Source organism: Thiohalobacter thiocyanaticus, from assembly GCF_003932505.1.
Classification (GTDB): domain Bacteria; phylum Pseudomonadota; class Gammaproteobacteria; order Thiohalobacterales; family Thiohalobacteraceae; genus Thiohalobacter; species Thiohalobacter thiocyanaticus.
In genome coordinates this window covers 684,096-708,166 of the sequence record NZ_QZMU01000001.1, presented here as the reverse complement: position 1 = coordinate 708,166, position 24,071 = coordinate 684,096, and the positions used below count along the sequence as shown (strand labels likewise).

16 protein-coding genes and 1 pseudogene are annotated in these 24,071 nt (G+C 64.5%); 10 read left to right on the top strand and 7 right to left on the bottom strand.

Annotated elements, in window-relative coordinates:
* Nucleotides 1–35: 35 nt before the first annotated feature.
* Both D6C00_RS03295 and D6C00_RS03290 read right to left on the bottom strand, forming a co-directional pair.
* The gene (locus tag D6C00_RS03295) at nt 36–2,573 is read right to left on the bottom strand and encodes an ABC transporter permease (RefSeq protein ID WP_125180296.1); all 2,538 of its coding nucleotides are present in this window, start codon (nt 2,571–2,573) and stop codon (nt 36–38) included.
* On the bottom strand, nt 2,573–3,262 hold the full coding sequence (locus D6C00_RS03290) for an ABC transporter ATP-binding protein (RefSeq protein WP_125180295.1): 690 nt from the start codon (nt 3,260–3,262) through the stop codon (nt 2,573–2,575). The genes D6C00_RS03295 and D6C00_RS03290 overlap by 1 nt, the downstream gene beginning before the upstream one ends.
* Between D6C00_RS03290 and D6C00_RS03285 the strand changes: the two genes are divergently transcribed.
* The 3 genes and pseudogenes from D6C00_RS03285 (at nt 3,261) to D6C00_RS03275 (ending at nt 8,616) form a co-directional block, all read left to right on the top strand.
* Nucleotides 3,261–3,884, top strand: coding sequence for an arylesterase (locus D6C00_RS03285; RefSeq protein ID WP_125180294.1), 624 nt, complete (start codon nt 3,261–3,263; stop codon nt 3,882–3,884). The two genes, D6C00_RS03290 and D6C00_RS03285, sit on opposite strands and share 2 nt — an antisense overlap.
* Before the next feature lie 95 nt (nt 3,885–3,979).
* Nucleotides 3,980–7,601: pseudogene (nifJ, locus tag D6C00_RS03280) on the top strand (pyruvate:ferredoxin (flavodoxin) oxidoreductase).
* A 1-nt stretch (nt 7,602) separates the two neighbouring features.
* Entirely contained in the window at nt 7,603–8,616 is a 1,014-nt protein-coding gene (locus D6C00_RS03275) for a dihydroorotate dehydrogenase-like protein (RefSeq protein ID WP_125180293.1), read from the top strand.
* Nucleotides 8,617–8,701: 85 nt separating this feature from the next.
* Here D6C00_RS03275 and D6C00_RS03270 read toward each other — a convergent pair whose 3' ends face one another.
* From D6C00_RS03270 to xseA, 3 genes are all read right to left on the bottom strand, one after another.
* Nucleotides 8,702–11,956, bottom strand: a complete 3,255-nt coding sequence (locus tag D6C00_RS03270) for a sensor domain-containing protein (RefSeq protein ID WP_125180292.1) — start codon at nt 11,954–11,956, stop codon at nt 8,702–8,704.
* A 129-nt stretch (nt 11,957–12,085) separates the two neighbouring features.
* Nucleotides 12,086–12,913 (bottom strand): peptidoglycan DD-metalloendopeptidase family protein, encoded by an 828-nt coding sequence (locus D6C00_RS03265; protein WP_125180291.1) that lies wholly within the window; start codon nt 12,911–12,913, stop codon nt 12,086–12,088.
* 220 nt (nt 12,914–13,133) lie between these two features.
* A complete protein-coding gene (gene xseA, locus D6C00_RS03260; protein ID WP_125180290.1) occupies nt 13,134–14,525 on the bottom strand; it encodes an exodeoxyribonuclease VII large subunit in 1,392 nt (463 codons plus the stop codon).
* A 164-nt stretch (nt 14,526–14,689) separates the two neighbouring features.
* Between xseA and guaB the strand changes: the two genes are divergently transcribed.
* From guaB to D6C00_RS03245, 3 genes are all read left to right on the top strand, one after another.
* Nucleotides 14,690–16,150, top strand: a complete 1,461-nt coding sequence (gene guaB, locus D6C00_RS03255; protein WP_125182342.1) for an IMP dehydrogenase — start codon at nt 14,690–14,692, stop codon at nt 16,148–16,150.
* A gap of 137 nt (nt 16,151–16,287) precedes the next feature.
* Nucleotides 16,288–17,862, top strand: coding sequence for a glutamine-hydrolyzing GMP synthase (guaA, locus tag D6C00_RS03250; protein ID WP_125180289.1), 1,575 nt, complete (start codon nt 16,288–16,290; stop codon nt 17,860–17,862).
* Nucleotides 17,863–19,242: 1,380 nt separating this feature from the next.
* Nucleotides 19,243–19,842, top strand: a complete 600-nt coding sequence (locus D6C00_RS03245; RefSeq protein WP_125180288.1) for an exopolysaccharide biosynthesis protein — start codon at nt 19,243–19,245, stop codon at nt 19,840–19,842.
* Nucleotides 19,843–20,009: 167 nt separating this feature from the next.
* Here the strand turns inward: D6C00_RS03245 and D6C00_RS03240 are convergent, their stop codons facing one another.
* Entirely contained in the window at nt 20,010–20,180 is a 171-nt protein-coding gene (locus D6C00_RS03240) for an entericidin A/B family lipoprotein (protein ID WP_125180287.1), read from the bottom strand.
* Between the two features lie 213 nt (nt 20,181–20,393).
* Here D6C00_RS03240 and D6C00_RS03235 point away from each other — a divergent pair, with 213 nt between their 5' ends.
* Nucleotides 20,394–20,672 (top strand): DUF1206 domain-containing protein, encoded by a 279-nt coding sequence (locus D6C00_RS03235; protein WP_158675270.1) that lies wholly within the window; start codon nt 20,394–20,396, stop codon nt 20,670–20,672.
* A gap of 252 nt (nt 20,673–20,924) precedes the next feature.
* Entirely contained in the window at nt 20,925–21,923 is a 999-nt protein-coding gene (locus tag D6C00_RS03230) for a YihY/virulence factor BrkB family protein (RefSeq protein WP_125180285.1), read from the top strand.
* Nucleotides 21,924–21,994: 71 nt separating this feature from the next.
* On the opposite strand, the gene D6C00_RS03225 is transcribed toward D6C00_RS03230, so the two are convergent.
* Complete coding sequence (locus tag D6C00_RS03225) at nt 21,995–22,480, bottom strand: DUF4112 domain-containing protein (protein ID WP_206609496.1); 486 nt, start codon at nt 22,478–22,480, stop codon at nt 21,995–21,997.
* A gap of 136 nt (nt 22,481–22,616) precedes the next feature.
* Between D6C00_RS03225 and D6C00_RS03220 the strand changes: the two genes are divergently transcribed.
* The gene (locus D6C00_RS03220; RefSeq protein WP_125180283.1) at nt 22,617–22,790 is read left to right on the top strand and encodes a YqaE/Pmp3 family membrane protein; all 174 of its coding nucleotides are present in this window, start codon (nt 22,617–22,619) and stop codon (nt 22,788–22,790) included.
* Nucleotides 22,791–22,885: 95 nt separating this feature from the next.
* Nucleotides 22,886–24,019, top strand: coding sequence for an AI-2E family transporter (locus D6C00_RS03215; RefSeq protein ID WP_125180282.1), 1,134 nt, complete (start codon nt 22,886–22,888; stop codon nt 24,017–24,019).
* The last annotated feature ends 52 nt before the right edge of the window (nt 24,020–24,071 follow it).

The window sequence follows — 24,071 nt, the reverse complement described above, 5'->3', positions numbered from 1 at the left end:
ATTCTCCCTGTTCAGCTCCGTGTACCTTATTGAGGTTAGTCGAAGGCTCCGGGAATGCCAGCGGGCGGCGTCAGTCCGGATTTTCGCGCAGCAGCAACATGGGCGATCGGGTCAGGATCCTGCGGGTGGACCAGACGCCGGTGATGCCCAGGGTGAGCATGGTAGTGGCCAGGATGCCGGCCAGCAGAGTGAGACTGGGCTGGTAAGGCAGTTCGAACACCCGGCTGAACAGGCCGTATCTGGCGTTCCGTTCCGGTCCAGGCCAGCAGGCCGGCAAGAAACCCCAGTGACAGGAATTCCGCGAACTGGGCCTGGCGCAGTTGCCGGCTGCCGGTGCCGAGCGCGCGCAGCAGGGCGTTCTGCTGCAGCCGCTGACCGGCGCTGGCGACCACGGTGGCCACCATCAGTACTGCGCCGCTGGCCAGGATCAGCACCAGGATGGCGGTGATGGCGCGGCTGCCCTGGTCGAACAGGCGCCGCGCCTCGGCCAGCACATAGTCCACGTCCAGCAGGGTGACGGAAGGAAACTCGCGCAGCAGTTCCGGCAGCAGCCGGCGCCGCTCATCGGGCAGATGGAAGCTGGTCATGTAAGTGGCCGGATACTCCTCCAGCCGGCCGGGCGGGAAGACGATGTAGAAGTTCGGCCGGAAGGATTCCCATTCCACGCTGCGCAGGTTGACCACCTCGGCATCGAAGGTATCGCCGCCGATGAGAAATCCGAGCCGGTCGCCGATTTCGATGCCGAGCTGTTCAGCCAGCTGAGATTCCACCGAGATCACGTCATTGCGCTGCGGCGTGCCTTCCCACCAGTGCCCGCTCAGCACCTCGTTGCCGTAGGGAACGGCCTCGCTCCAGGTCAGGTTCAGCTCGCGGCGCAGGGCGTTGTGGTCGTCGGCCTCCTTGCTGATGGCCTGGCGGATGGGCTCGCCGTTGAGTTCGATCAGGCGCCCGCGCACCAGCGGATAGACGGCGTCATAGTCGATGTCCAGGCGCTGCAGGGCGGCGGCGAAGGGTTCGGCCTGCTGCGGCTGGATGTTGATGGCGAAGTGGTTGGGGGTCTGCGGCGGCAGCTGGTTGTTCCACTGGTCGAACAATTCCTGGCGCACGGCGATGAGCAGGGCGAAGCACATGAAGATCAGGCCGAAGGCGATGCCCTGGGCGGTGGCGAAGCGGCGCCGGCGCCACAGGTTGGCCACGCCGAAGCGCCACCAGATGCGTCGCGAGCGGACCCGACGCAGTACCAGCAGCAGCCCCTGGAACAGCGCGGCGGCGATCAGCACCAGCGCCAGCGCACCCAGGGCGAAGCGGATGACCAGTACCGGCGAGCCGGTCTGGTACCACATCAGCAGCAGCAGGGCGCCGCCGGCGCTGAAATAGGCCAGCCAGCGGGAGGGGGACAGGGGCGTGGGCAGCCGCCGCAGCACCAGCAGGGCCGGGACGCTGCGGATGGCCAGGATCGGGGCCAGGCCGAAGCCGAGCAGGGTGACCAGGCCGGTAAGCAGGGCGATGAGCAGGTTGTGATCGAGCAGGGTGAACAGCGGCGGCGCGCCGGCCGGGTCGATCAGCTGCAGCAGCGCCTGGCCGCCGAGCCAGCCGAGCAGGGCGCCGGCGGGGCTGGCCAGCAGGCCGAGGATGAGCAGTTGCAGCAGGAATAACATGACAATGCGCCGACTGTCCACGCCGTAGGTGCGCAGCAGTGCGCTGGCCGGGATGTGGCGGTCGGCGTGACGGCGCGCGGCCACGGCGATGGCAATGCCGGCCAGTAGCAGGGCACTGGCGCTGCCCAGGTGCAGGTACTGCTCGATGCGTCCCAGCGCGCGGCCCATGGCCGGGCGGCCGCTGTGGATGTCGATCAGCTTGTGATTGTCCCGGAGTTCCGGTTCCAGCCAGACCTTGAAGGCCTCGAGGGCGCTCGCCTCACCGGCAAAGCCGGTGCGGTAGTGGGCCCGGCTGCCGGGCTGGATCAGTTCGGTCGCCGGCAGGGCGTCGCGGTGCATCAGGATATGGGGCGAGAGGTTGAAGAAGTCCCCGCCGCGGCTGGGCTCGAAGGCGAGCGCGGCGCCGATGCTGAACTGCTTTTGTCCCAACTGGATAGGGTCCCCGATGGCCAGATCCAGGAGATCGAACAGGCGCGCCTCGACCCAGACCTCGTCGGGCCCGGGCATGCCCGGGGCGGGGCGGGGGTCGCCGCGCACGGTGTCGGCGATCTCGATCCGCCCGCGCAGGGGATAATTGTCGGCGGCGGCCTTGATGCTGGCGAGCTGTACCCGCTCGCCGTGTACCACCACGCTGGCGAACTCCACACCGGGGCTGACCTGCAGGCCTTCCCCGGCGGCCCGTTCCAGCCAGGCCGCGGGCGGGGGGGAAGGGGTGTCCAGGATCAGGTCGGCGCCGAGCAGTTCCACGCCCTGGGCCAGCAGGTTGTGGTTGATGTGGCTGGTGAAGCGTCCGGTGAGCGCGGCCACGGCGGCGGCCAGCAGGGTGGCAATGAAGATCAGGCTCAGCTCACCATGGCGGCGCTCGCGAATCAGCCAGCGCCAGGCCAGCGGCAGCAGGGCAGGGGCAGCGGCCATCAGACCAGCCGGCCCGCGTCCAGCGTGAGCCGGCGCTGGCAGCGGTCGGCCAGGGCCGGGTCGTGGGTGACCAGCACCAGGGTGGTGTCATGCGAGGCGTTGAGCTCGAACAGCAGGTCGGCCACCTGGGCGCCGGTGCGGCTGTCGAGGTTGCCGGTGGGTTCGTCGGCGAACAGAATGCCGGGCTCGACGGCGAAGGCGCGGGCGATGGCCACCCGCTGCTGCTCGCCGCCGGAGAGCTGCGCCGGGGTGTGATCCAGGCGGTCCTGCAGCCCGACCCGCCTGAGCCAGTCGGCGGCACGGGCCTCGGCATCGGGCAGCTGCAGCAGTTCCAGCGGCACCATGACGTTCTCCAGCGCGCTCATGGCGTCCAGCAGGTGAAAGGACTGGAACACGAAACCGACCCGGCCGGCGCGGTGGCGCGCGCGCCCGTCCTCGTCCAGGGCCGTGATCTCATGGCCGTCAAGCCAGATGCGGCCGCGGGTCGGCAGGTCCAGTCCGGCCAGCAGGCCGAGCAGGGTGGACTTGCCGGAGCCGGAGGCGCCGACCACGGCCACCGCTTCCCCGCGGTTGATCTGCAGCCCGATATCCGACAGGATGGACAGAGCGCCCTTGGGCGTTGTCACTTCCTTGTCCAGCCCTTCAGCCCGGATGGTCGCCGTGAATTCCTCGCTTGCCTGTGCCTTCATGCGTCTCCTGAAACTGCTTGTGTGTCTGCTGCTGGTCGCGGCCGGCCCGGTGCGTGCTGAGGAGGCGCCGCGCATACTGGTGCTGGGCGACAGCATCAGCGCCGCCTATGGTATGGAACTGGAGCAGGGCTGGGTCCATCTGCTGCAACAGCGCTTGCGTGATCAAGGGTATCCACATCGGGTTGTCAACGCCAGCATCAGCGGCGAGACCACGGCCGGCGGCGCGGCACGGCTGCCGGCGCTGCTGCAGGAACATACACCCTGCCTGGTGGTGATCGAACTCGGCGGCAATGACGGCCTGCGCGGACTGGGATTGCAACAAAGCCGTGACAATCTGGCCGGCATGACCGAGCGGGCCCAGGCCGCCGGGGCGCGGGTGCTGTTGCTGGGCATGCGCCTGCCGCCCAATTATGGCCCGGCCTATACCGATGCCTTCGCCGATATCTACCACGAACTGGCGGACAGTTACGAAACCGCGGTGCTGCCCTTTCTGCTTGAGGACGTGGCGCTGGAGGACGGCCTGATGCAGGCCGACCGCATTCATCCCACTGCCGCCGCCCAACCGCGGCTGCTGGACAATGTGTGGCCGGTGCTCGAGCCGCTGCTGGAATTGCGCGATTGATGCCGGTCAAGTCGCCTGACATTGGCTGTGGCGGGCCCTGCCCCTGGCCACTATGCTGGCCTGAACAGGCTTGATCATGACAGCTGGAGGAACACATGGCCGCAGCGACCCGGCTGACCGTCGACGGTAACGAAGCCGCCACCCGCATTGCACACGCCGTCAGCGATGTCTGTGCCATCTATCCCATCACCCCGGCCTCGCCCATGGGCGAACTGGCCGATGCCTGGTCGGCCGCGGGCAGAACCAATATCTGGGGCAGCATCCCGACCATCGTGGAGATGCAGAGCGAGGGCGGGGCCGCCGGCGCCATCCACGGCGCGCTGCAGACCGGGGCGCTTGCATCCACCTTCACCGCTTCCCAGGGCCTGCTGCTGATGCTGCCCAACATGTACAAGATCGCCGGCGAGCTGACCCCGGCGGTGTTTCATATCGCCGCCCGCTCACTGGCCGTGCAGGCCCTGTCCATCTTCGGCGATCACAGCGATGTCATGGCCGCGCGCAGTACCGGTTTCGCCCTGCTGGCCTCGGCCTCGGTGCAGGAGGCGCACGACCTGGCGCTGGTCGCCCATGCCGCCACGCTGAAAGGACGCATCCCGGTACTGCATTTCTTCGACGGCTTCCGCACCTCGCACGAGGTGGCCAAGATCGCCGTGGTGGACGAGGACACCATCCGGGCCCTGATCGACAACGATGCCGTGGCCGCCCATCGCGCCCGGGCCCTGTCCCCGGAGCATCCGGTGCTGCGCGGCAGCTCGCAGAACCCGGATGTCTATTTCCAGGGTCGGGAGACGGTCAACCCGTACTATGACGCCTTCCCCGGCATTGTGCAGGAATGCATGGACCGCTTCGCCGAACTCACCGGCCGGCACTATCGCCTGTATGACTACGAGGGCGCCGAGGATGCCGAACGGGTGGTCGTGCTGATGGGCTCGGGTGCGGAGACGGTATCCGAGACGGTGGACTGGCTTACACGCCAGGGCGAAAAGGTCGGCGTGCTGCGGGTGCGGCTGTACCGGCCCTTCGATCCCGGGGCGCTGATCGCGGCCCTGCCGGAGACAGTGCGATCCATCGCCGTGCTCGATCGCACCAAGGAACCCGGCGCCGACGGCGAGCCGCTGTACAAGGATGTCATCACCGCACTGGCCCGGCACCAGTGCAGCGGCGGCGGAAGATTCACCGCCCTGCCGCGGGTGATCGGCGGGCGCTACGGCCTGTCGTCCAAGGAATTCACGCCCGGCATGGTCAGGGCCGTGTTCGATGAGCTCGACAAGCGCGAGCCGAAGCACCTGTTCACCATCGGCATTCATGACGATGTGAGCCATACCTCGCTGGACTGGGACCCGGGCTTTCGCACCGACGCCCACCAGGAGGCGGTGCAGGCCATTTTCTATGGCCTGGGCTCGGACGGCACCGTCAGCGCCAACAAGAACTCCATCAAGATCATCGGCGAGTCCACCGACCTGCATGCCCAGGGCTATTTCGTCTACGACTCCAAGAAGGCCGGCGCCGTGACTGTCTCCCACCTGCGCTTCGGCCCGCGGCCGATCCGCTCCAGTTATCTCATCGACGATGATGCGGCGCAGTTCGTGGCCTGCCATCAGCCGGTGTTCCTGGAACGCTATGACCTGCTGGATAAGGCCCGCCGAGGGGGCGGTCTTCCTGCTCAACAGCCCGGAGCCGCCGGACCGGGTCTGGGACAGCCTGCCGCGCAAGCTGCAGCAGCAGATGATCGACAAAAAGATCCGCTTCCACTGCATCGATGCCTACCGGGTGGCGCAGGATGCCGGCATGGGCACGCGCATCAACACCATCATGCAGACCTGCTTCTTCGCCATCTCCGATGTGCTGCCCCGGGATACGGCCATCGCCGCCATCAAGACCGCGGTGGAGAAGACCTATGGCAAAAAGGGTGCGCGCATCGTCGAGTTCAACTTCCGCGCCATCGACATGGCGCTGGAGAACCTGCACGAGGTGGCGGTGCCGGACAAGGTCACCAGCGACTTCGAGCGTCCGGCCACGGTGGCGGAGACGGCGCCCGAGTTTGTCCAGCGGTTCACGGCGAAACTGATCGCGGGCAGGGGCGACGAGGTGCCGGTCAGCTTCATGCCCAATGACGGCACCTTCCCGCTGGGCACCGCCGCCTATGAGAAGCGCAACCTGGCGTTGGAGATCCCGGTATGGGAGACGGATCTGTGCACCCAGTGCGGCAAGTGCCCGCTGGTCTGTCCGCACGGGGTGATCCGCAGCAAGCTGTTTCCTGAGGGATACCTCAAGGACGCGCCTCCCGGCTTCAAATCCATGCCGGTCAAGGGCAGGGACTATCCCGAGGGTTATCACATCGCCTACCAGGTCGCGCCTGAGGACTGCACCGGCTGCGGCCTGTGCGTGGACATCTGCCCCATCCGCGACAAGTCCAATGCCAGCCGCAAGGCGCTGAACATGGCGCCCATCGACGCGCTGCGCGAACCGGAAAAGGCCAACTGGGATTTCTTCCTGAGTCTGCCCGAGTACGACCGGCGCGAGGTCAAGCTGACCACCCTCAAGGGCTCGATGCTGCTCCAGCCGCTGTTCGAGTTCTCCGGCGCCTGCGTGGGCTGCGGCGAGACGCCCTACATCAAGCTGGCCAGCCAGCTGTTCGGCGACCGCATGGTGGCGGCCAACGCCACCGGCTGTTCGTCCATCTACGGTGGCAATCTGCCCACCACGCCCTGGGCAGCCAACGCCGAGGGCCGCGGACCGGCCTGGTCCAATTCCCTGTTCGAGGACAATGCCGAGTTCGGCTACGGCATGCGGGTAGCCATCGATCAGCAGCGCGAGCATGCCCTGGACCTGCTGCATGCCCTGGGAGACGCGCTGGACACCGAACTGGTGGCCGGGATCGTCAATGCCGACCAGTCGGATGAGGCCGGCATCCATGAGCAGCGCGAACGGGTTGCGCGGCTGCGCCGCCAGCTGGATCTGCTCGACGACCCGCGTGCCCGCCAGCTCGAGCGGGTGGCCGAGAACCTGGTGAAGAAGAGTGTGTGGATCATCGGCGGCGACGGCTGGGCCTACGACATCGGCTATGGCGGCCTGGACCATGTGCTGGCGGCCGGGCGCGACGTGAACATCCTGGTGCTGGACACCGAGGTCTATTCCAACACCGGCGGCCAGACCTCCAAGGCCACGCCGCGCGGTGCGGTGGCCAAATTCTCCGCCGGCGGCAAGCCGGCGGTGAAGAAGGATCTGGGGTTGCTGGCCATGGCCTATGACAATGTCTATGTGGCGCACGTGGCCTACGGCGCCAAGGACGTGCAGACGCTGCGCGCCTTCCTCGAGGCCGAGGCCCATCCGGGACCCTCGCTGATCATCGCCTACTCGCCCTGCATCGCCCACGGCGTGGACCTGTCGCACAATCACCGCCAGCAGCAGCTGGCGGTCGACAGCGGCCACTGGCACCTGTTCCGCTACGATCCGAAGAAGATCGAGCAGGGGAAAAACCCGCTGCACCTGGACTCCGGCGAGCCGAGTATACCCTACCGCGAATATGTCGAATCCGAGACCCGCTTCAGCATGCTCTGGCGCACCCACCCCGAGGCCGCCGAGGCCTTCCTGAAGCAGTCTCAGGAAGAGGTGCTGGCGCGTTATCATCACTATAAACAGCTGGCCGAGATCTCCTGGGAAGAGCCGGAAGCGCCGGATTTCAGACAGGACGGCGATACCGAGGGGGAGGAATGAGATGGTGGACCTGAGTACCGATTATCTGGGCATGGAGCTGAAAACCCCCCTGGTCCCCTCGGCCTCGCCCCTGTCACGCGACCTGGACAGCGCCCGCCGGCTGGAGGATGCCGGCGCCGGGGCGCTGGTCATGTATTCACTGTTCGAGGAGGAGGTGCGCCAGGCCGAAGAGTCCACTGCACGGTTTCTGCACGAGCAGGCCATCGGCTTCGGCGAGGCCGACAGCTTTCTGCCCGAGCCGGACAGCTATATCAACAATGTTGATGCCTATCTGGAACAGCTGGCCCGGCTCAAGGCGGCACTGGACATTCCGGTGATCGCGAGCCTCAACGGCGTGAGCGACGCCGGCTGGGTGCGCTATGCCCGGCTGCTGGAGGAGGCCGGGGCCGATGCGCTGGAGCTGAACGTCTATTATATCGCCGCCGATATCCACCAGTCGGCCGCCGAGGTGGAGAGCCGCTATATCGAGATGTTGCACGCCGTGCGCCAGCAGGTTTCGCTGCCGGTGGCGATGAAGCTGTCCTCGCAGTTCAGTTCGGTCGGCCACCTGGCCGGCAGCCTGGAAGCGGCCGGTGCGGCCGGGGTGGTGCTGTTCAACCGCTTCTACCAGCCCGACATCGATCTGGAGACGCGCGAGGTGGTGCCCAGTCTGACCCTGTCCTCATCCCACGAGACGTTGCTGCGCATCCACTGGGCGGCGATTCTGCACGGCCGCACGCGCCTCGCCCTTGCGGTGAGCGGCGGCTTCCACACTGCAGCCGACAGTCTCAAGGCCATCATGGCCGGGGCCGACGTGGTACAGCTGTGCAGCGTGCTGCTGCAGCAGGGCCCGGAGGAGCTGGGCCGTATCCACCAGGGGATGCTGGAATGGATGGAAGCGCACGAGTATGACTCCGTCCGCCAGATGCGCGGCTGCGTCAGTCACCGCAATGCCATCGACCCGGCCGCCTACGAGCGGGCCAATTACGTGAAGGTGCTGGAGAATTACACCGCGCCGCGCGGGGTGTGGCGGTGATGGGAAGCCCGGCGCTGGAAACACAGAGTTCGCAGAGACACGGAGACGCAAAGATTTTATATATTCAGTTCTCTGTGTCTCTGCGTTATTGCCGCCCCGGCCCGTCGTCAGAAACCGGGCTGAACAGCCGCGCGAACTCAGCCGCCGGCATCGGCCGGCCGTAGTAGTAGCCCTGGACCACGTCGCAGCCCAGGCTCTGCAGAAATTCACTCTGCTGCTGCGTTTCCACCCCCTCGGCCACGATCTTGAGCTGCAGGCTGTGGCCCATGGCGATGATGGCGCGGATGATAGCCTCGTCGTTGGGGTCAGTGGCGGCGTCGTTGATGAAGGATCGGTCGATCTTGAGCTTGTCTATGGGCAGGCGCTTGAGGTAGCTCAGTGACGAATAGCCGGTGCCGAAGTCGTCGATGGCCAGTTCCACCCCGAGGGTGCGCAGCGATTCCAGTGAGGCGATGGCCTGGCCGCCCTCGTGCATGAGGGTGCTTTCGGTGATTTCCAGCTCCAGGTTGCAGGGGTCCAGGCGGGAATAGTTGAGCGCGCGCTTGATCGCCTTGCTGATGTCGCCGCGCAGGACCTGGATGCCGGAGATGTTGACCGCGATCTTCTCCAGCGGCAGGCCGATGTCCAGCCAGTAACGTGCCTGCTCGCAGGCAGTACGCAGGACCCAGTTGCCGATGGGTACGATCAGGCCGGATTCCTCCGCCAGTGGTATGAAGCGATTGGGCGCGATCAGCCCCATGTCGGGGTGGTTCCAGCGGATCAGTGCCTCGGCGCCGATGATGCGGCCGTTGGCCAGCGATATCTGCGGCTGGTAATAGAGCACCAGGTCCTCCTCGTCCAGGGCCCGGCGCAGGCTGGTTTCGAGCAGGATGCGCTCGAAGGCGCTGTTGGTCAGCTCCTGGGTGTAGAACTGGAAATTGTCACGGCCCTGTTCCTTGGCCCGGTACATGGCGGCGTCGGCATTCTTGATCAGGGTATCGGTATCGCGGCCGTCCTCGGGATAGACGCTGATGCCGATGCTGGCGGTCACGTGCAGGGTGTGCAAGCCGAATACGAAGGGTTCGCGGAACAGCTCCATGATCCGGCTGCCCAGGGTGATCACGTCCTGACTGTGTCCGACCTCGTCGAGGATGACGATGAACTCGTCGCCGCCGAGGCGGGCCACGGTGTCCTCTTCGCGCAGCAGCTGTTTCAGCCGCCGGGCCGCCTCGATGAGAATCTCGTCACCCATGCTGTGACCCAGGCTGTCATTGATGTTCTTGAACCGGTCCAGGTCGATGAACAGAATACCGACACGGTACTGTTCCCGGTGCGCATGTTGCAGAGCATGTTCCAGCCGGGCGTTGAGCAGCAGGCGGTTGGGCAGGTCGGTCAGGGGATCATGATGGGCCAGATGGTCCAGTTTTTCCTGTGAGCGCTTGATGGTGGTGATATCGGAGAAGATGTAGACATAATTGGCCGGCCGCTGGCTCGCGTCCAGGACCATGCTCACTGTCAGCCAGGCCGGGAACAGCTCGCCATTGGCGCGGCGCAGCAGGGCCTCGCCCTGCCAGCGCCGATTGCGGTCCACGGCCGCCCAGTCCACGCCGTTGTCGGGGGCATTGTCCAGTTCCGGCTCCAGTCGTTCCAGGGTCTGGTGGAGGATGACTTGCTCGTCATAGCCGGTCAGCTCGCTGAAGGCGCGGTTGACGGCCTGAATGCGGCGTTCGGTGTCCAGGATCAGGATGCCCTCGGCGGTGTTGTCGAAGGCCACGGCAGACTGGCGCAGCTGTTCCTCGGCCTGCCTGCGTTCGGTGATGTCCTCGGCGATGCCGGCCACGCGGATCGGCCGGCCCTCCTGATCGCGCACCGGATAGGCCCGGGCCGAGATCCAGCGTATCCCGCCGTCGCGGCGCACAATGCGAAACTCGGGAAACAGGACCTCCTCCTGGTCAATGGAGACCTGGCTCAGAAAATCATGGATCCGGTCACGATCGTCCGCATGAACCCTCTCCGCCCATGACATCGGACCGGCATACAGCGACTCCACGCTTTCACCCCATATCGCTTCATAGGCGGGGCTGATGTAGTACACCTTCTGCCAGTCGAGCGCGACCAGCCAGAATACCTCGTTGATGTTCTCGGCGAGATCGCGGAAGCGCTCCTCGCTGGAACGCAGGGCGGCCAGGGATTGGATCTGCTCGGTGACATCCTGCATGGTGCCGACCATCTGTCCCGGCTGCCCCCGGGCGTTGCCGATCAGTTCGCCCCGGGCGTGCACGAAGCGGACCTCGCCGGAGGGACGCAGGATGCGGAACTCACTGTCCAGGCAGGCCTCGCCCCGGAGGGCGGTATTGATCGCATCCTGCACCCCCGGCCAGTCCTCGGGGTGGACCCGTTCGGCCAGCAGCTCGTAGCCAGGTGTGCGGCTGCCGGGCTCCAAGCCGTGAATGCGGAACATCTCGTCCGACCATTCCATTTCCTCGGTGACGATGTCGCAGTCCCAACTGCCGACATGGGCGATGCGCTGGGCCTCGGCCAGGTTCCGGCGGCTGAGCTGCAGGGCGGTTTCCATGCGTTTGCGTTCGGAGACATCGCGAACCGATGCCAGCAGATGGGGTGTTCCGCCCAGGTCGACCCGGTTCAGGGTCACCTCTGCATGGAACGGCGTTCCGTCGTGCTTGATGTGCGTCCAGTCGAAGTTCTGTGGGGCGCCCTCGAAGGCGGCCATGATCTTCTCCAGCGCCTTTTCCTTCGACAGTCTGCCGTCTGGCTGGTATTCGGGCGAGAAGCGATACGGCGGCTGGTCGATGATCTGTTCGCGGGTACAGCCGAACATCACCAGTGTCATTGGGTTGCAGTCGATGAAACGGTCGTCCTGCAGCAGGAAGATGGCATCGCCGGCGCTGTCGAACAGGGCCTTGTAGCGCTCCTGGCTTTCGCGCAGCGCGATCTCGACCTGATGGCGTTCGGTGATGTCGCGTATCGTGCCCTCGACCCCGATGACCTCGCCCGCATCGTCATGGAGCAGATGGGCGCTGGTGGCCACCCACAGTTCGGTCCCGTCCTTCCTGCGCAGGCCGGCCTCGTAGCCATGGACCTGGCCGTCGTTGTCGGCCAGTGCCTGGAGAAAATCCGCCCGCGCGGCGGAATCCAGATAGAACTCGGTAACGTTGCGGCCGATGACCTCTTCGAGTCGGTAGCCGCTCAGGGCCTCGATCGAGCGCGAAGCGAGCAGGATGCGTCCATCGATATTGGTGCGGAAATAGGCGTCGGTGAGATTGTCGATGATGGAGCGCAGCTCCGCCGCTTTGGGCGCTGCTGAGGAACCGGATAATGTGCGGAACAGACTGCTGGACATGATGCCGCTCCTTTCGCGCCGGCTCGAACGGTCAGTGCGCCGTACGGCTGCTTACTTGAACAGTCTAGTCAAGAATCTTCCGGGCGGAAAGTCGAGGCCGGGCAGGAGGCGGGAAGCGTGACGCGTTGCTCAGGGCGTGGGAGTGGGCAGGAACAGCAGCGGATCGACCCGGGCGTCGTTCAGGCTCACGCTCCAGTGCAGATGCGGGCCGGTGACGCGGCCGGTCATGCCCACAGTGCCGAGTGTCTCGCCCTGTTCGATGCGATCGCCGACCCTGACGTCGATACGGTCCAGGTGACAGTACATGGTCACCAGACCCTGGCCGTGATCGATGAACACACTGTTGCCGTTGAAGAAGAAATCACCGACCTCGATGACTGCGCCGGCGGCGGGCGCGCGGATGGGCGTGCCCTCGGGGGCGGCAATGTCCAGGCCGCTGTGGGGCTTGCGCGGCTGTTCGTTGAAGAAGCGACGCAGTCCGAACGGACTGCTGAGCCGGCCGTCGACCGGCCAGTTGAAATCGAGCTGGACGGCCTCGGCGGGATTGAACGCGGCCAGCGCGGCACGGATGCGCTTTGACTCCTTCCGGATACGTTTGAGGTCGTCCGGGTTGGGATTGACCTGGCGCTTGTTCTTGAGAGTGATGTACTGAGCCTCGTATTCCTTGGACTGGACCGTGAAGGCGATGCGCTGCTTGTCGCCGCTGCCGTTCGCTACCTGTATCCGATGCTCGCCCGGTTCCAGGCCGAGCGGCAGCCCGACCAGGGCGTGCCAGCGGTTGTCGTGCCGGACGGTCAGGGTGCGGTTGCCGTTGAAGGTCACCTGCGGCGGCTGCGGTTGATCGGGGAGGGCGATGACCGCCACTCCGCCCGGGACCGGATCGGCCTTCGGCAGCTGGGCGGCAAACAGGGCCTGACTGAACAGCAGGCTGAAAAACAAGAGGAATATGCGCATCATCTGAACCTTGCTTCCAGGGACTTATCCTGCACGGTAGCGCAGATTGGCACTGAGCACAGCGGGGATGTCGGGTCACGCCTTTCAGGCTGCCCCGACCTGCAACTACCGTTTTTTTCGTCATCCCGGCGTATGCCGGGATCCAGAAACCACTGCGGTCACTGGATTCCAGCATACGCTGGAATGACGGCAAACAAACGCGGATTCACAGCCAGGACGGTACCTACCTTTCCGTTTTGTCATCGACTGTCTGCACTTCCGCGTTCAGGCGGCCCCGCGCCAGCCGTACCTCGAGGGTATCACCTGGCCTGACGCCTTCCACCGAGCGCAGGATACGACCATCCGCGCCATGGCGCACGATGGCATAACCCCGGTCCAGCGTGGCCAGCGGGCTGACGGTGTCGAGCTGGCGCATCAGGCTGCCCAGGTGGTCGCGGTCGTGTTGCAGGCGGTGACGCATGGCCAGCCGCAGCCGGCGGGCCAGTTCCGACTGGCGCTGGCGGGCCGCCTCCAGCCTGGGGACCGGGTTGTGCCGGTACAGGCGGGCGGCCAGCTCACTCAGGCGGCTGCGGGCGTGACGCAGCCGGACCTGCTGGCTGCGTTGCAGGCGGCTTTCCAGCTCGTCCAGGCGTTGGCTCCACTGGGCCAGGCGCTGGCCGGGGTGCTGGCGCTGCAATCGCTGCGCCAGCCAGCCCAGGCGCTCGCGGCGGCGTTCCAGCTGCTGGGTGAGGCGCCGGGTCAGTTTCTGCTCCCGGTCCTGCAGGCGCAGCAGCCAGTCGTCCCGGCTGGGGGTGACCATTTCGGCGGCCACCGAGGGGGTGGGGGCGCGCCGGTCGGCGACGAAATCGGCGATGGTGAAGTCGATCTCGTGGCCCACGCCCACCACCACCGGCAGCGAGCAGGCGTGTACGGCGCGGGCGACGATTTCCTCGTTGAAGGCCCACAGGTCCTCCAGCGACCCGCCGCCGCGGGCCAGGATCAGGACGTCGCAGTCCTTGCGGGCATCGGCCAGGGCGAGCGCCTCGGCGATCTTCGCGCCCGCCCCTTCACCCTGCACCGGCACCGGATAGACCAGTACCGGGATGGCCGGGAAACGCCGGCCCAGTACGCTGAGAATGTCGCGGATGGCCGCCCCGGTGGGGGAGGTGATCACGCCGATGCGCCGGGGCAGGGACGGCAGCGGCTGCTTCTGCTCCTGGGCGAACAGGCCTTCGGCGTCCAGCTTGTCGCGCAGCTGCTCGAAGGCCCGGCGCAGGGCCCCGGCGCCGGCCTCCTCCATGTGCTCGACGATCAGCTGGTAGTTGCCGCGGGCCTCGTACAGGGAGACGCTGGCGCGCACCAGCACCTGCATGCCTTCCTGTGGCTGGAAGCGCACATTACGGTTGCGGCCGCGGAACATGGCGCAGCCGACCTGGGCGCGGGCATCCTTGAGGCTGAAATACCAGTGCCCGGAGCCGGGCCGGGCCAGGTTGGACAGCTCCCCCTCGACCCAGATCAGCGGGAAACGGCTCTCCAGCAGGTCGCGGGCCTCGGCATTGAGCCGGGAGACGGTGAAGACGTCGCGTTCGTCCCGGGACGGGACAGGGGACGGGGGCGGAAGGTCGGGGCGCTGCATGGGTCGATCATACCCCAGGCGGGCAGGGGAAAACACACCGCGAAACAAGGGGCTGTTCCCGCGTGGCCGGGCCGGCCAAAAGCGTGATTGCGGTTTACCGGCCGGGGCGCAAAACCTATAATTGCGCCCTTGATGAGCTGACTATGGCACGGACCCCCTCCATGATACGCATCCTTGAAGAAGCCCTGACCTTCGACGACGTCCTCCTGCTGCCCGCCCATTCCGATGTGCTGCCGCGCGACGTGGATCTTTCCACCCAGCTGACGCGCGAGATCCGCATGAACATCCCGCTGCTGTCGGCAGCCATGGACACGGTCACCGAGGGCCGGCTGGCTATCGCCCTGGCCCAGGAGGGCGGCATCGGCATCGTGCACAAGAGCATGAATGCCGAGCAGCAGGCCGCCGAGGTCCGGCTGGTCAAGAAATTCGAAAGCGGCGTGATCAAGGATCCCATCACCATCCGTCCCGATGCCAGCATCCGCGACGTCCTGGAACTGACCCGGGCGCACCGCATCTCGGGCGTGCCGGTGGTCGACGGCGAGGACCTGGTCGGTATCGTCACCAATCGCGACGTGCGCTTCGAAACCCGCTTCGATGCCCCCGTCTCCAGCATCATGACGCCCAAGGACAAGCTGGTGACGGTGAAGGAGGGCGCGGAGAAGGACGAGATACTGAAACTGCTGCACCAGTACCGTATCGAGAAGGTGCTGGTGGTGGACGACGATTTCCGCCTGCGCGGCCTGGTCACGGTCAAGGACATCCAGAAGGCCTCCGACAAGCCCAATGCCTGCAAGGACGATCAGGGTCAGCTGCGGGTCGGGGCCGCGGTCGGCGTCGGCGCCGGCACCGACGAGCGGGTCGAGGCCCTGGTCGCCGCCGGGGTGGACCTGGTGGTGGTCGATACCGCGCACGGCCATTCCCAGGGCGTGCTGGACCGGGTGAAGTGGGTCAAGCAGAACTTCCCCCAGGTGCAGGTGATCGGCGGCAACATCGCCACCGCCGAGGCAGCCCTGGCGCTGAAGGCGGCCGGCGCCGATGCGGTCAAGGTCGGCATCGGTCCGGGCTCGATCTGCACCACCCGTATCGTGGCCGGCGTGGGTGTGCCCCAGATCAGCGCCGTGGCCAATGTGGCCGCCGCGCTGAAGGATTCCGGCATCCCCCTGATCGCCGACGGTGGCATCCGCTATTCCGGCGACATGGCCAAGGCCATCGCCGCCGGCGCCTATTCCATCATGGTCGGCAGCATGTTCGCCGGCACCGAGGAGGCGCCCGGCGAGGTCGAGCTGTTCCAGGGCCGCTCCTACAAGTCCTACCGCGGCATGGGGTCGCTCGGCGCCATGTCGGGCCAGCAGGGCTCCAGCGACCGTTACTTCCAGGAGGGCAACGAGGCCGAGAAGCTGGTGCCCGAGGGCATCGAGGGTCGGGTGCCCTACAAGGGCCCGCTCAACCCGGTGATCCACCAGCTGCTGGGCGGGTTGCGCTCCAGCATGGGCTACACCGGCTGCCGCACGGTCGACGAGATGCGCACCAAGCCCCAGTTCGTGCGCGTGACCGGCGCCGGCATGAAGGAGTCCCATGTCCACGATGTGCAGATCACCAAGGAAGCGCCGAACTATCGGGTATGATCACCGGGCTGTAATCGCCGCGCCCGTCATTGCGAGCGGAGCGCGGCAATCTCGTGACCGTTTCCGCCCAGATTCAGAGATTGCTTCGTCACTGCGTTCCTTGCAATGACGAAGTCCTGTAATTCAGAGAACCTCCCATGACCGACATCCACGCCCACCGCATCCTCATTCTCGACTTCGGCTCGCAGTACACTCAGCTGATAGCACGCCGCATCCGCGAAATCGGGGTCTACTGCGAGATCCATCCCTGCGACATGGATCCGGAGGATCTGCGTGTCTTCAGCCCCATGGGTGTGATCCTTTCCGGCGGGCCGGAGACGGTCACGGCCGAGACCTCGCCGCGGGCGCCGCAGCAGGTGTTCGAGCTGGGCGTGCCGGTGCTGGGGATCTGCTACGGCATGCAGGCCATGGCCTTCCAGATGGGCGGCAGGGTGGAGAACGCCGAACACCATGAATACGGCTATGCCCAGGTGCGCGCCCACGGCCATACCCGGCTGCTGAAGGATATCGAGGACCACACCAGTCCCGAGGGGTACGGGCTGCTGGATGTGTGGATGAGCCATGGCGACCGCGTGATCGAGATGCCGCCGGGCTTCAAGCTCATGGCCAGCACCGCCGGCGCGCCGATGGCCGGGATGGCCGACGACGAGCGCGGCTTCTACGGCCTGCAGTTCCACCCCGAGGTCACCCACACCCGCCAGGGCGGACGTATCCTCAGCCGCTTCGTGCTGGATATCTGCGGCTGCGAGGCCCTGTGGACGCCCGGCAACATCATCGAGGATCACATCGAAACCATCCGCGCCCAGGTCGGTGACGACGAGGTGCTGCTGGGCCTGTCCGGCGGGGTGGACTCCTCGGTGGTGGCGGCGCTGCTGCACCGGGCCATCGGCGACCAGCTCACCTGCGTGTTCGTGGACAACGGCCTGCTGCGCCACCACGAGGGCGACCAGGTGATGGCGACCTTCGGCGAGCACATGGGCGTGCGGGTGATCCGGGTGGATGCCGAGGACCGCTTCCTCAAGGCCCTGAAGGGCGTCGACGATCCCGAAAAGAAGCGCAAGATCATCGGCAACATGTTCATCGAGGTGTTCGACGAGGAGGCCGGTCGGCTGACCAACGCCAACTGGTTGGCGCAGGGCACCATCTATCCCGATGTGATCGAGTCCGCCGGGTCCAAGACCGGCAAGGCGCACCTGATCAAGTCACACCACAATGTGGGCGGTCTGCCGGATAAAATGAAGCTCAAGCTGGTCGAGCCCCTGCGCGACCTGTTCAAGGACGAGGTACGCAAGCTGGGCACCGAGCTGGGCCTGCCCTTCGATATGGTCTACCGTCATCCCTTCCCGGGGCCGGGGCTGGGGGTGCGCATCCTCGGCGAGGTGAAGAAGGAATACGCCGACACCCTGCGCCTGGCCGATCACATCTTCATCGACGAGCTGCGCAAGCATGACCTCTACGATAAGGTCAGCCAGGCCTTCGCCGTGTTCCTGCCGGTGCGCTCGGTGGGCGTGACCGGCGACGGCCGGCGCTACGACTATGTGGTCGCCCTGCGCGCCGTGGAGACCATCGACTTCATGACCGCGCGCTGGGCGCATCTGCCCTATGAATTCCTTGACCATGTCTCCAGGCGCATCATCAACGAGATACCGCGCATCTCACGGGTGACCTACGACATCTCCGGCAAGCCGCCGGCGACTATCGAGTGGGAGTGACTGGAATTGGCAGGCAATGTCTGGTACTGACCGGCATCACAGCTGAGACTTCAAGATCCTGCGGTTGAGCGATAGACTGTATAAAAAGGGGCCTTCCCCGCCAACAAGGGTTCGAGCACGGTCTCCGAATAGCTCTTGTGGACGCGAACATAAAAGTCTCGGTCGTCTGGTGTTGTTCCGCGCTTTTCATGAATAATATCCCGGATTCTTCCTGTGTCGTCCCGGCGATATTGTGTCCTGCACTGAGTCATCGAGCCGCAGTCGCGCCATCCAGTGTCGTAATCAGCGTCCTCACTGCTTTCGCGTTCACCGGGATCTTCTCCGTCCGGATGGTCCTGGGCTGCAGGATCTGTACACTCGGCCGGACGGGCGAATGCCGAGCGCGTTGAGTGCCGTGGGGCTGTCGCCATGCCCTTGGCAGATTTCCTGCGCGGCGGTTCTGATGTCGCGCAGATAGGAGCGAATCTCTCCCGGCTCCGCTCCCAGGTAAAGGTACACGCCCCGCCACAATGGCTCGCGTTCAGCGTGGATTTGAAGGACGTTGCAGTCGATGTAGTCTCGGCTGAATACAAGATTTGGGACGAGTAGGCTCGTGATGATCTTAGCTCTTACTTCTCGCGGTAAATCGTACAACAACGGCAGCCACATAGTGTCTGTTGAGCGGGGCTCTGGAAGCGGCGTAACGACGGGCTGAGATCTGGCATTGGCCACGAAAAAAAAGCGAAAACAATAAGAACGGCAAAAACGGCTTTTGTCGCAATACCGACACCGGTCTCAATGTATTCGATGATCATTTCCATCATTTCCCCGTAGTCGGCCAGAGGTATGGCGCTGCTTTGCGCTGATGGACCTAATCAATAGTTTAAAACCCTCCGAGTGCGATAGGCTAAGCTCCGGAGAGTATATGAAGATATAGACGCCTTTCCCGCGTCGGTCAACGGCAACAAAGATACAGGCCGTGATGTGGAACAGGCCGTCACACGGGGGTTGCTGTCCAGGTTGCGCACGCTGTCGGCTGGATAACCCGCCGAGATGAGGCGGTTTTGCAGTCCGCAGTCCCAGTCCCTGGTGCGAGGACTCTGGTGCACAGCAATTTGCAGACCATCGTTGTGTCGCTGTAAGGTACCGCCAGGGTGGTTTTCGCGGCTGCAGGGGGGTGGGATATGGATCTGAGAGTAGATCGGTATCGCGCGAACGGCGTCCACCCGACCGCTCCCGGGACCTGAACCGGTGTGATATGCCGCGCATCCAGCTGAAGGCGCGAATGTTGCTGACAATTGGGCTGGTAATTCCAGCGGAACAAGGTGTTCAGCCTCAGCAACCCCTGAATCAGGCCAGGCATGGTATGTGCTACGTCTAAGATAACGTTCGAGGCGAGGCATGCAGGACGATCATCAGAAGCCGGTAGGCAATCTTCAGCGCCTGCTCGATCGCATCGAGGACGCCGCGAACAACGCCGACCCGGTTACCACCGGGGAGGTGATCGATGCCGTGGGCAGACGGTCATTCGGTGCCATGCTGCTGATTCCGGGGTTGGTGACCCTGGCGCCGATCATAGGGGATATACCCGGTGTACCTACGCTGATGGGTGCAATTGTGTTGATTATTGGGAGTCAACTGCTGGTGGGGCGCAAACGTATCTGGCTGCCTGGCTGGCTTCTCAAGCGGGCCGCTGAGCGTGACAAGGTATGCAAAGTGATCCGCTGGCTGCGGCCGGTGGCGAGGCTTCTGGACCGGATTTCACGGCCGCGTCTCAGCCGGATCACGGGAGGCTTCGGGCAGTACATCATCGCCCTGGACTGTGTGCTCATTGCCGTCGCCATGCCGCCCATGGAGTTCGTGCCATTCAGCGCCAACGGGGCAGGCGCCGCGCTGACCCTTCTTGGTCTCGGGCTGATCGCCCATGATGGTCTGCTGGCGTTGATCGGATTGCTGGTTACAGCGGGAACCTTCGCAGCGGTCGGGTATGGCCTGTTTTGACAGCTGCTTGTGCGAGACCTGCTGAGGGCTGGTGCCCTCAAAGCCACCGTTCCAGGTGATGGTTCTCCACCTGAACCGCCAGACGCTTCTCACACCGTGCCCCCCCCCCCCCCCTCCGCGGCCATGCTCTAACGGGATCCAGCCCGCGGTCTCGATCAAAAAACCCTTCAGTCACGCTGTTCCTCGACCGCTTCCTCCTCGATGGATTCACCGGCGGATTCCACATCCTGGCCGATGCCGGCCATGGTATTACAGCCACTCAGGCCGAAAGCGGCGAGTACACCGATGCACAGGAACTGGTGGAAGGGGTGAACCGGGTTTTTGGCCAGTGTCTTCATTTTCGGATCCTTCTGCGTTTGCAGGGCAATGTCACTCATGAAGAGTATAGCAGCAACCTCATGCCATGGCGTATCCAGGGTAACGGCCGAGCCCTAGGGCGCGCGTGCGCGCGGTGTGGATGATATCCCCCATCCGGCGCCGGCGGGCATTATTGATCCTGGATTTCCGTGCAGGAATGCATGAGCTACATTCATGGAATGAGAACCGGTGACATGAATATCAGCCGCAGGCAAAACAAGTTTCAGTGGTTTTCCCGGCTGGGGTATGCCAGCCGGGGCGTGATCTATCTGATCATCGGGTGGTTCTTCCTGGTGGTCGCCTATACCACGGATTCCAGTGCCGCTCGCGGGTTGCCGGGCGCGCTCATGGCACTGCGACAGCAGGCCTACGGGTCTTGGCTGCTGATGACCATGCCCATCGGCCTGATGGCGTTCGGGCTCTACAGTCTGCTGGAGGCCGTGTTTCGGCGCATTCAACGTCCGCTCACCTGAGAGCCCGGTGGATTGCCCCCTGCGGTGGTGCATATGCCGCCGTCTGGCGGGTTAAAGGCGCCCGGGACGCAGATTGCGCCGCCGCATTCGCGCGGCATGTTTTTTGAATCGACAGAGCGTAATTATAGAATTTCAGCAGACATGTCTGACAGGCAAGGAGGTCGGCATGGACAGAGGCGACATTCATTCCTCCTGTCCAGACACCGGATCGCAGGAAGGCCTTCCCTCACGGTCGACCGAGGCAGGGTGGCGATGACACACACCAACACCGGTACGGCCGAGGCCCGTGAGCGTAAGCTGGGGCGCCATGCCAGTGTGCCCTCCGAGATCCCCTGGCGCGGCTGGCGCCGGGTCATGGCCCGGGTATGGGGCGAGATCGGTCGGCGCAATCTCGGGCTGGTGGCGGCCGGCGTCGCCTTCTACGGGCTGCTGGCTCTGTTTCCCGCCATTGCCGCGCTCATCGCGGTGTATGGGCTGGTGGCCGACCCCGCCCACGTGAGCCAGCAGTTCGCTATTCTTGAAAAAATGTTGCCCGCCGACGCCTATACCTTGCTGCAGCAACAGATGCAGCAGTTGGCCACGCGCCCGGACGGTAAACTCGGTCTAGGCCTGGCCGGGGCGGTCGTGCTGTCGGTGTGGAGTTCCACCAAGGGTTCCAGGTCGATAATCGCCGCCATGAACATCGCCTACAGGGAGCGGGAAAAACGCGGCATCATCAGATTGAACCTGATCGCCTATGCCATGACGCTTGGATTGGTGCTGGTCGCCGTGGTGGTCATCGCGCTGGTGGTGGCGGTTCCCATCGTGCTCAACCTGATCGGGCTGGGTGGCTTGGTCGAAGTCGGTGTCAATGTGCTGCGCTGGCTGCTGCTCGCCGGTGTCGTTCTGGTTATGCTGGCGAGCATTTATCGGTTCGGGCCGGCGCGGAAGGAGGCGCGCTGGCAATGGGTGTCCTGGGGGGCCGTGCTTGCCCTGCTCCTGTGGCTGCTGACCTCAGCCCTGTTTTCCTTCTATGTGTCCCGGTTCGGCAGTTATAACGCCACCTATGGCTCGGTCGGCGCCGTGGTGATTTTGCTGCTGTGGTTGTTTATCACCGCCTTTGCGGTGATTCTCGGGGCCGTGCTCAATGGCGAAATGGAATATCAGACCGGGCGCGACACCATCCATCACCACGAACGGCCCATGGGCGAACGCGGGGCGTTTGTGGCGGACCATCTGCCGACCGGCGACAGCCGCAGGCCGAAAGAATGACGGGGTTTACGGGCAGGCGTGCCATCCACAAACTTACGGTCTGTGCTGGATGCACGCGATTGTCACTCGTCTCAACTACTCAGCGAGGTCCACATCCAGTGCACCAGCGCCACCAGGAGATATACAATCCCCAGCAACAGAATTACGCCCCCGGCCGTGACCCCGACGATCAGCAGGCTACTCTGCCTCCGGGTCTGGCGCGGCTGCGCCAGATGACGTTCCAGCAGATCGACATTGCGGCGGTTGGCCTTCCATGCAAAGTCGAACAGGTCGCCCAGAAACGGGATGGTGCCGATCAGGGTGTCCAGTGCGATATTGCCGGCCATGTGTGCAATGACGCTGCGCGAGGCCCCGAGGCGGTAAGCCTGGGCGACGATGTAGGAAGACAGCGCGGCCCCGACCACGTCGCCGAGCCCCGGGATCAGGCCGATGATGCCGTCCAGGCCGATACGCAGCCCCCCGGGCAAGGGGATGGCGCTGTCGAGCAAATGGGCCAGCCGCTGCAGGCCGGCGCGTTGACGATGGCGGTCGTCGTCGGGTGTAGCCGTCCCATACATGCGAATCATCTCCTGGGCCTGGCCTACTTGATCCTAAGCAATAAACACGCCGGATCCAGGGATATGCCTGCGCCAGGCATGTGACTTGCAACCAGCAATAAACGGACACATTATCACAGCTAACAAGGAGTGCCACATGCCTGTTACAGCAACCGATCCGCTGAAGATCATTCTCGCGATACTGCTTCCTCCCGTGGGTGTGTTCACCGAGGTGGGGTTCAAGGGGCATTTCTGGTTGAATATCCTGCTCACCATCCTGGGCTATATTCCCGGAATCATTCATGCCCTGTACGTGATTCTGAAGCATTGAGGGTTCGTTCGGTTTGCGGACCAGCCCTCCGTTGGGTGGATTATATAACCATGCAGGGTGAATAACACCCATGCATTGCACATGAGCACCGAGATATGACGGAACCGCTGGAACAGGCCGAGTTGCAGCGCAATGCCCCGCGCAAGGCTGCACCGGCCGGGGAGAAGACGCCGCCCGACGGGCAGCATACCGATCGGCTGCGCAGGCTCTACTATGTGGTCGTGGGGCTGTTTGTTCTCGCGCTGCTGGGGGCGCTGCATTTCGGTCAGCCGGTGCTGCTGCCACTGGCAACTGCGTTTCTGCTCAGTTTCATCTTTCGCCCGGTGACGCGCCGCCTGCACCGCTGGCATATACCCTATCCGCTAAGCGCCCTGTTTATGGTGACTCTGGTGACGGCGGTATTGGGGTTCGGGGCGTACAGCCTGGCAGGTCCGGCGAGTGAATGGATTCGCGATGCGCCGCGTGCGCTGCTCCAACTGCAGTATAAACTGGCGGATGTAAGGCAATCGATGGAAGAGGTCAAAGAGGCGACCGCACAGGTCGAGGGACTGGGCGATGTGGACAAGTCAAAGCAAACCGAGGTGGTGGCAAAGGACGGTGGCCTGCAGAAACTCTTGCTGAGCAATGCGCGCGAGGCCACGGTGGGCGTATTCACCGCCGTGATTATGCTCTTTTTCATTCTCGGGTGGGGCGACCGTCTGTTCCGCAATATTGTCGCCTCGCTGACGGATTTTCACGCCCAACGCCAGGCCGTGGAGATCGGGCAGGAGATCGAAAAGTCGGTGTCTGCTTATCTCGTTACGATCACCATCATCAATCTGCTGTTGGGGGCCGTGGTGGCGGGCGTGCTGTACCTGATGGGAATGCCCAACCCGGCGCTGTGGGGCGTGGCGGCCGGGCTGCTCAATTTCATACCTTATCTGGGGCCGGCAGTGATGGCGGCGATTCTCAGCTTAGCGGCCATCCTGTCCTACCCCAGCTTGGGCGAGGCCTTGATGGTCCCGTTGGCGTTCCTCCTGATCACCTCCATTGAGGGCTATCTCGTCACGCCGCTCGCGGTGGGCAGGCGGCTTACCCTCAACCCACTGGTGATCTTCGTCTCCGTGGTTTTCTGGTTCTGGTTGTGGGGTATCGTTGGGGCGCTGCTCACCGTCCCGATCCTGGTCTGCGCCAAGGTGGCGTTGGAGCGGATCAGCGCGGCCAAGCCGCTGGCGCAGATCCTGGATTAGCGGACAAGCGACTGGATGAACGTCAGCGAGACGAGAGTGGACAGAGAAACTG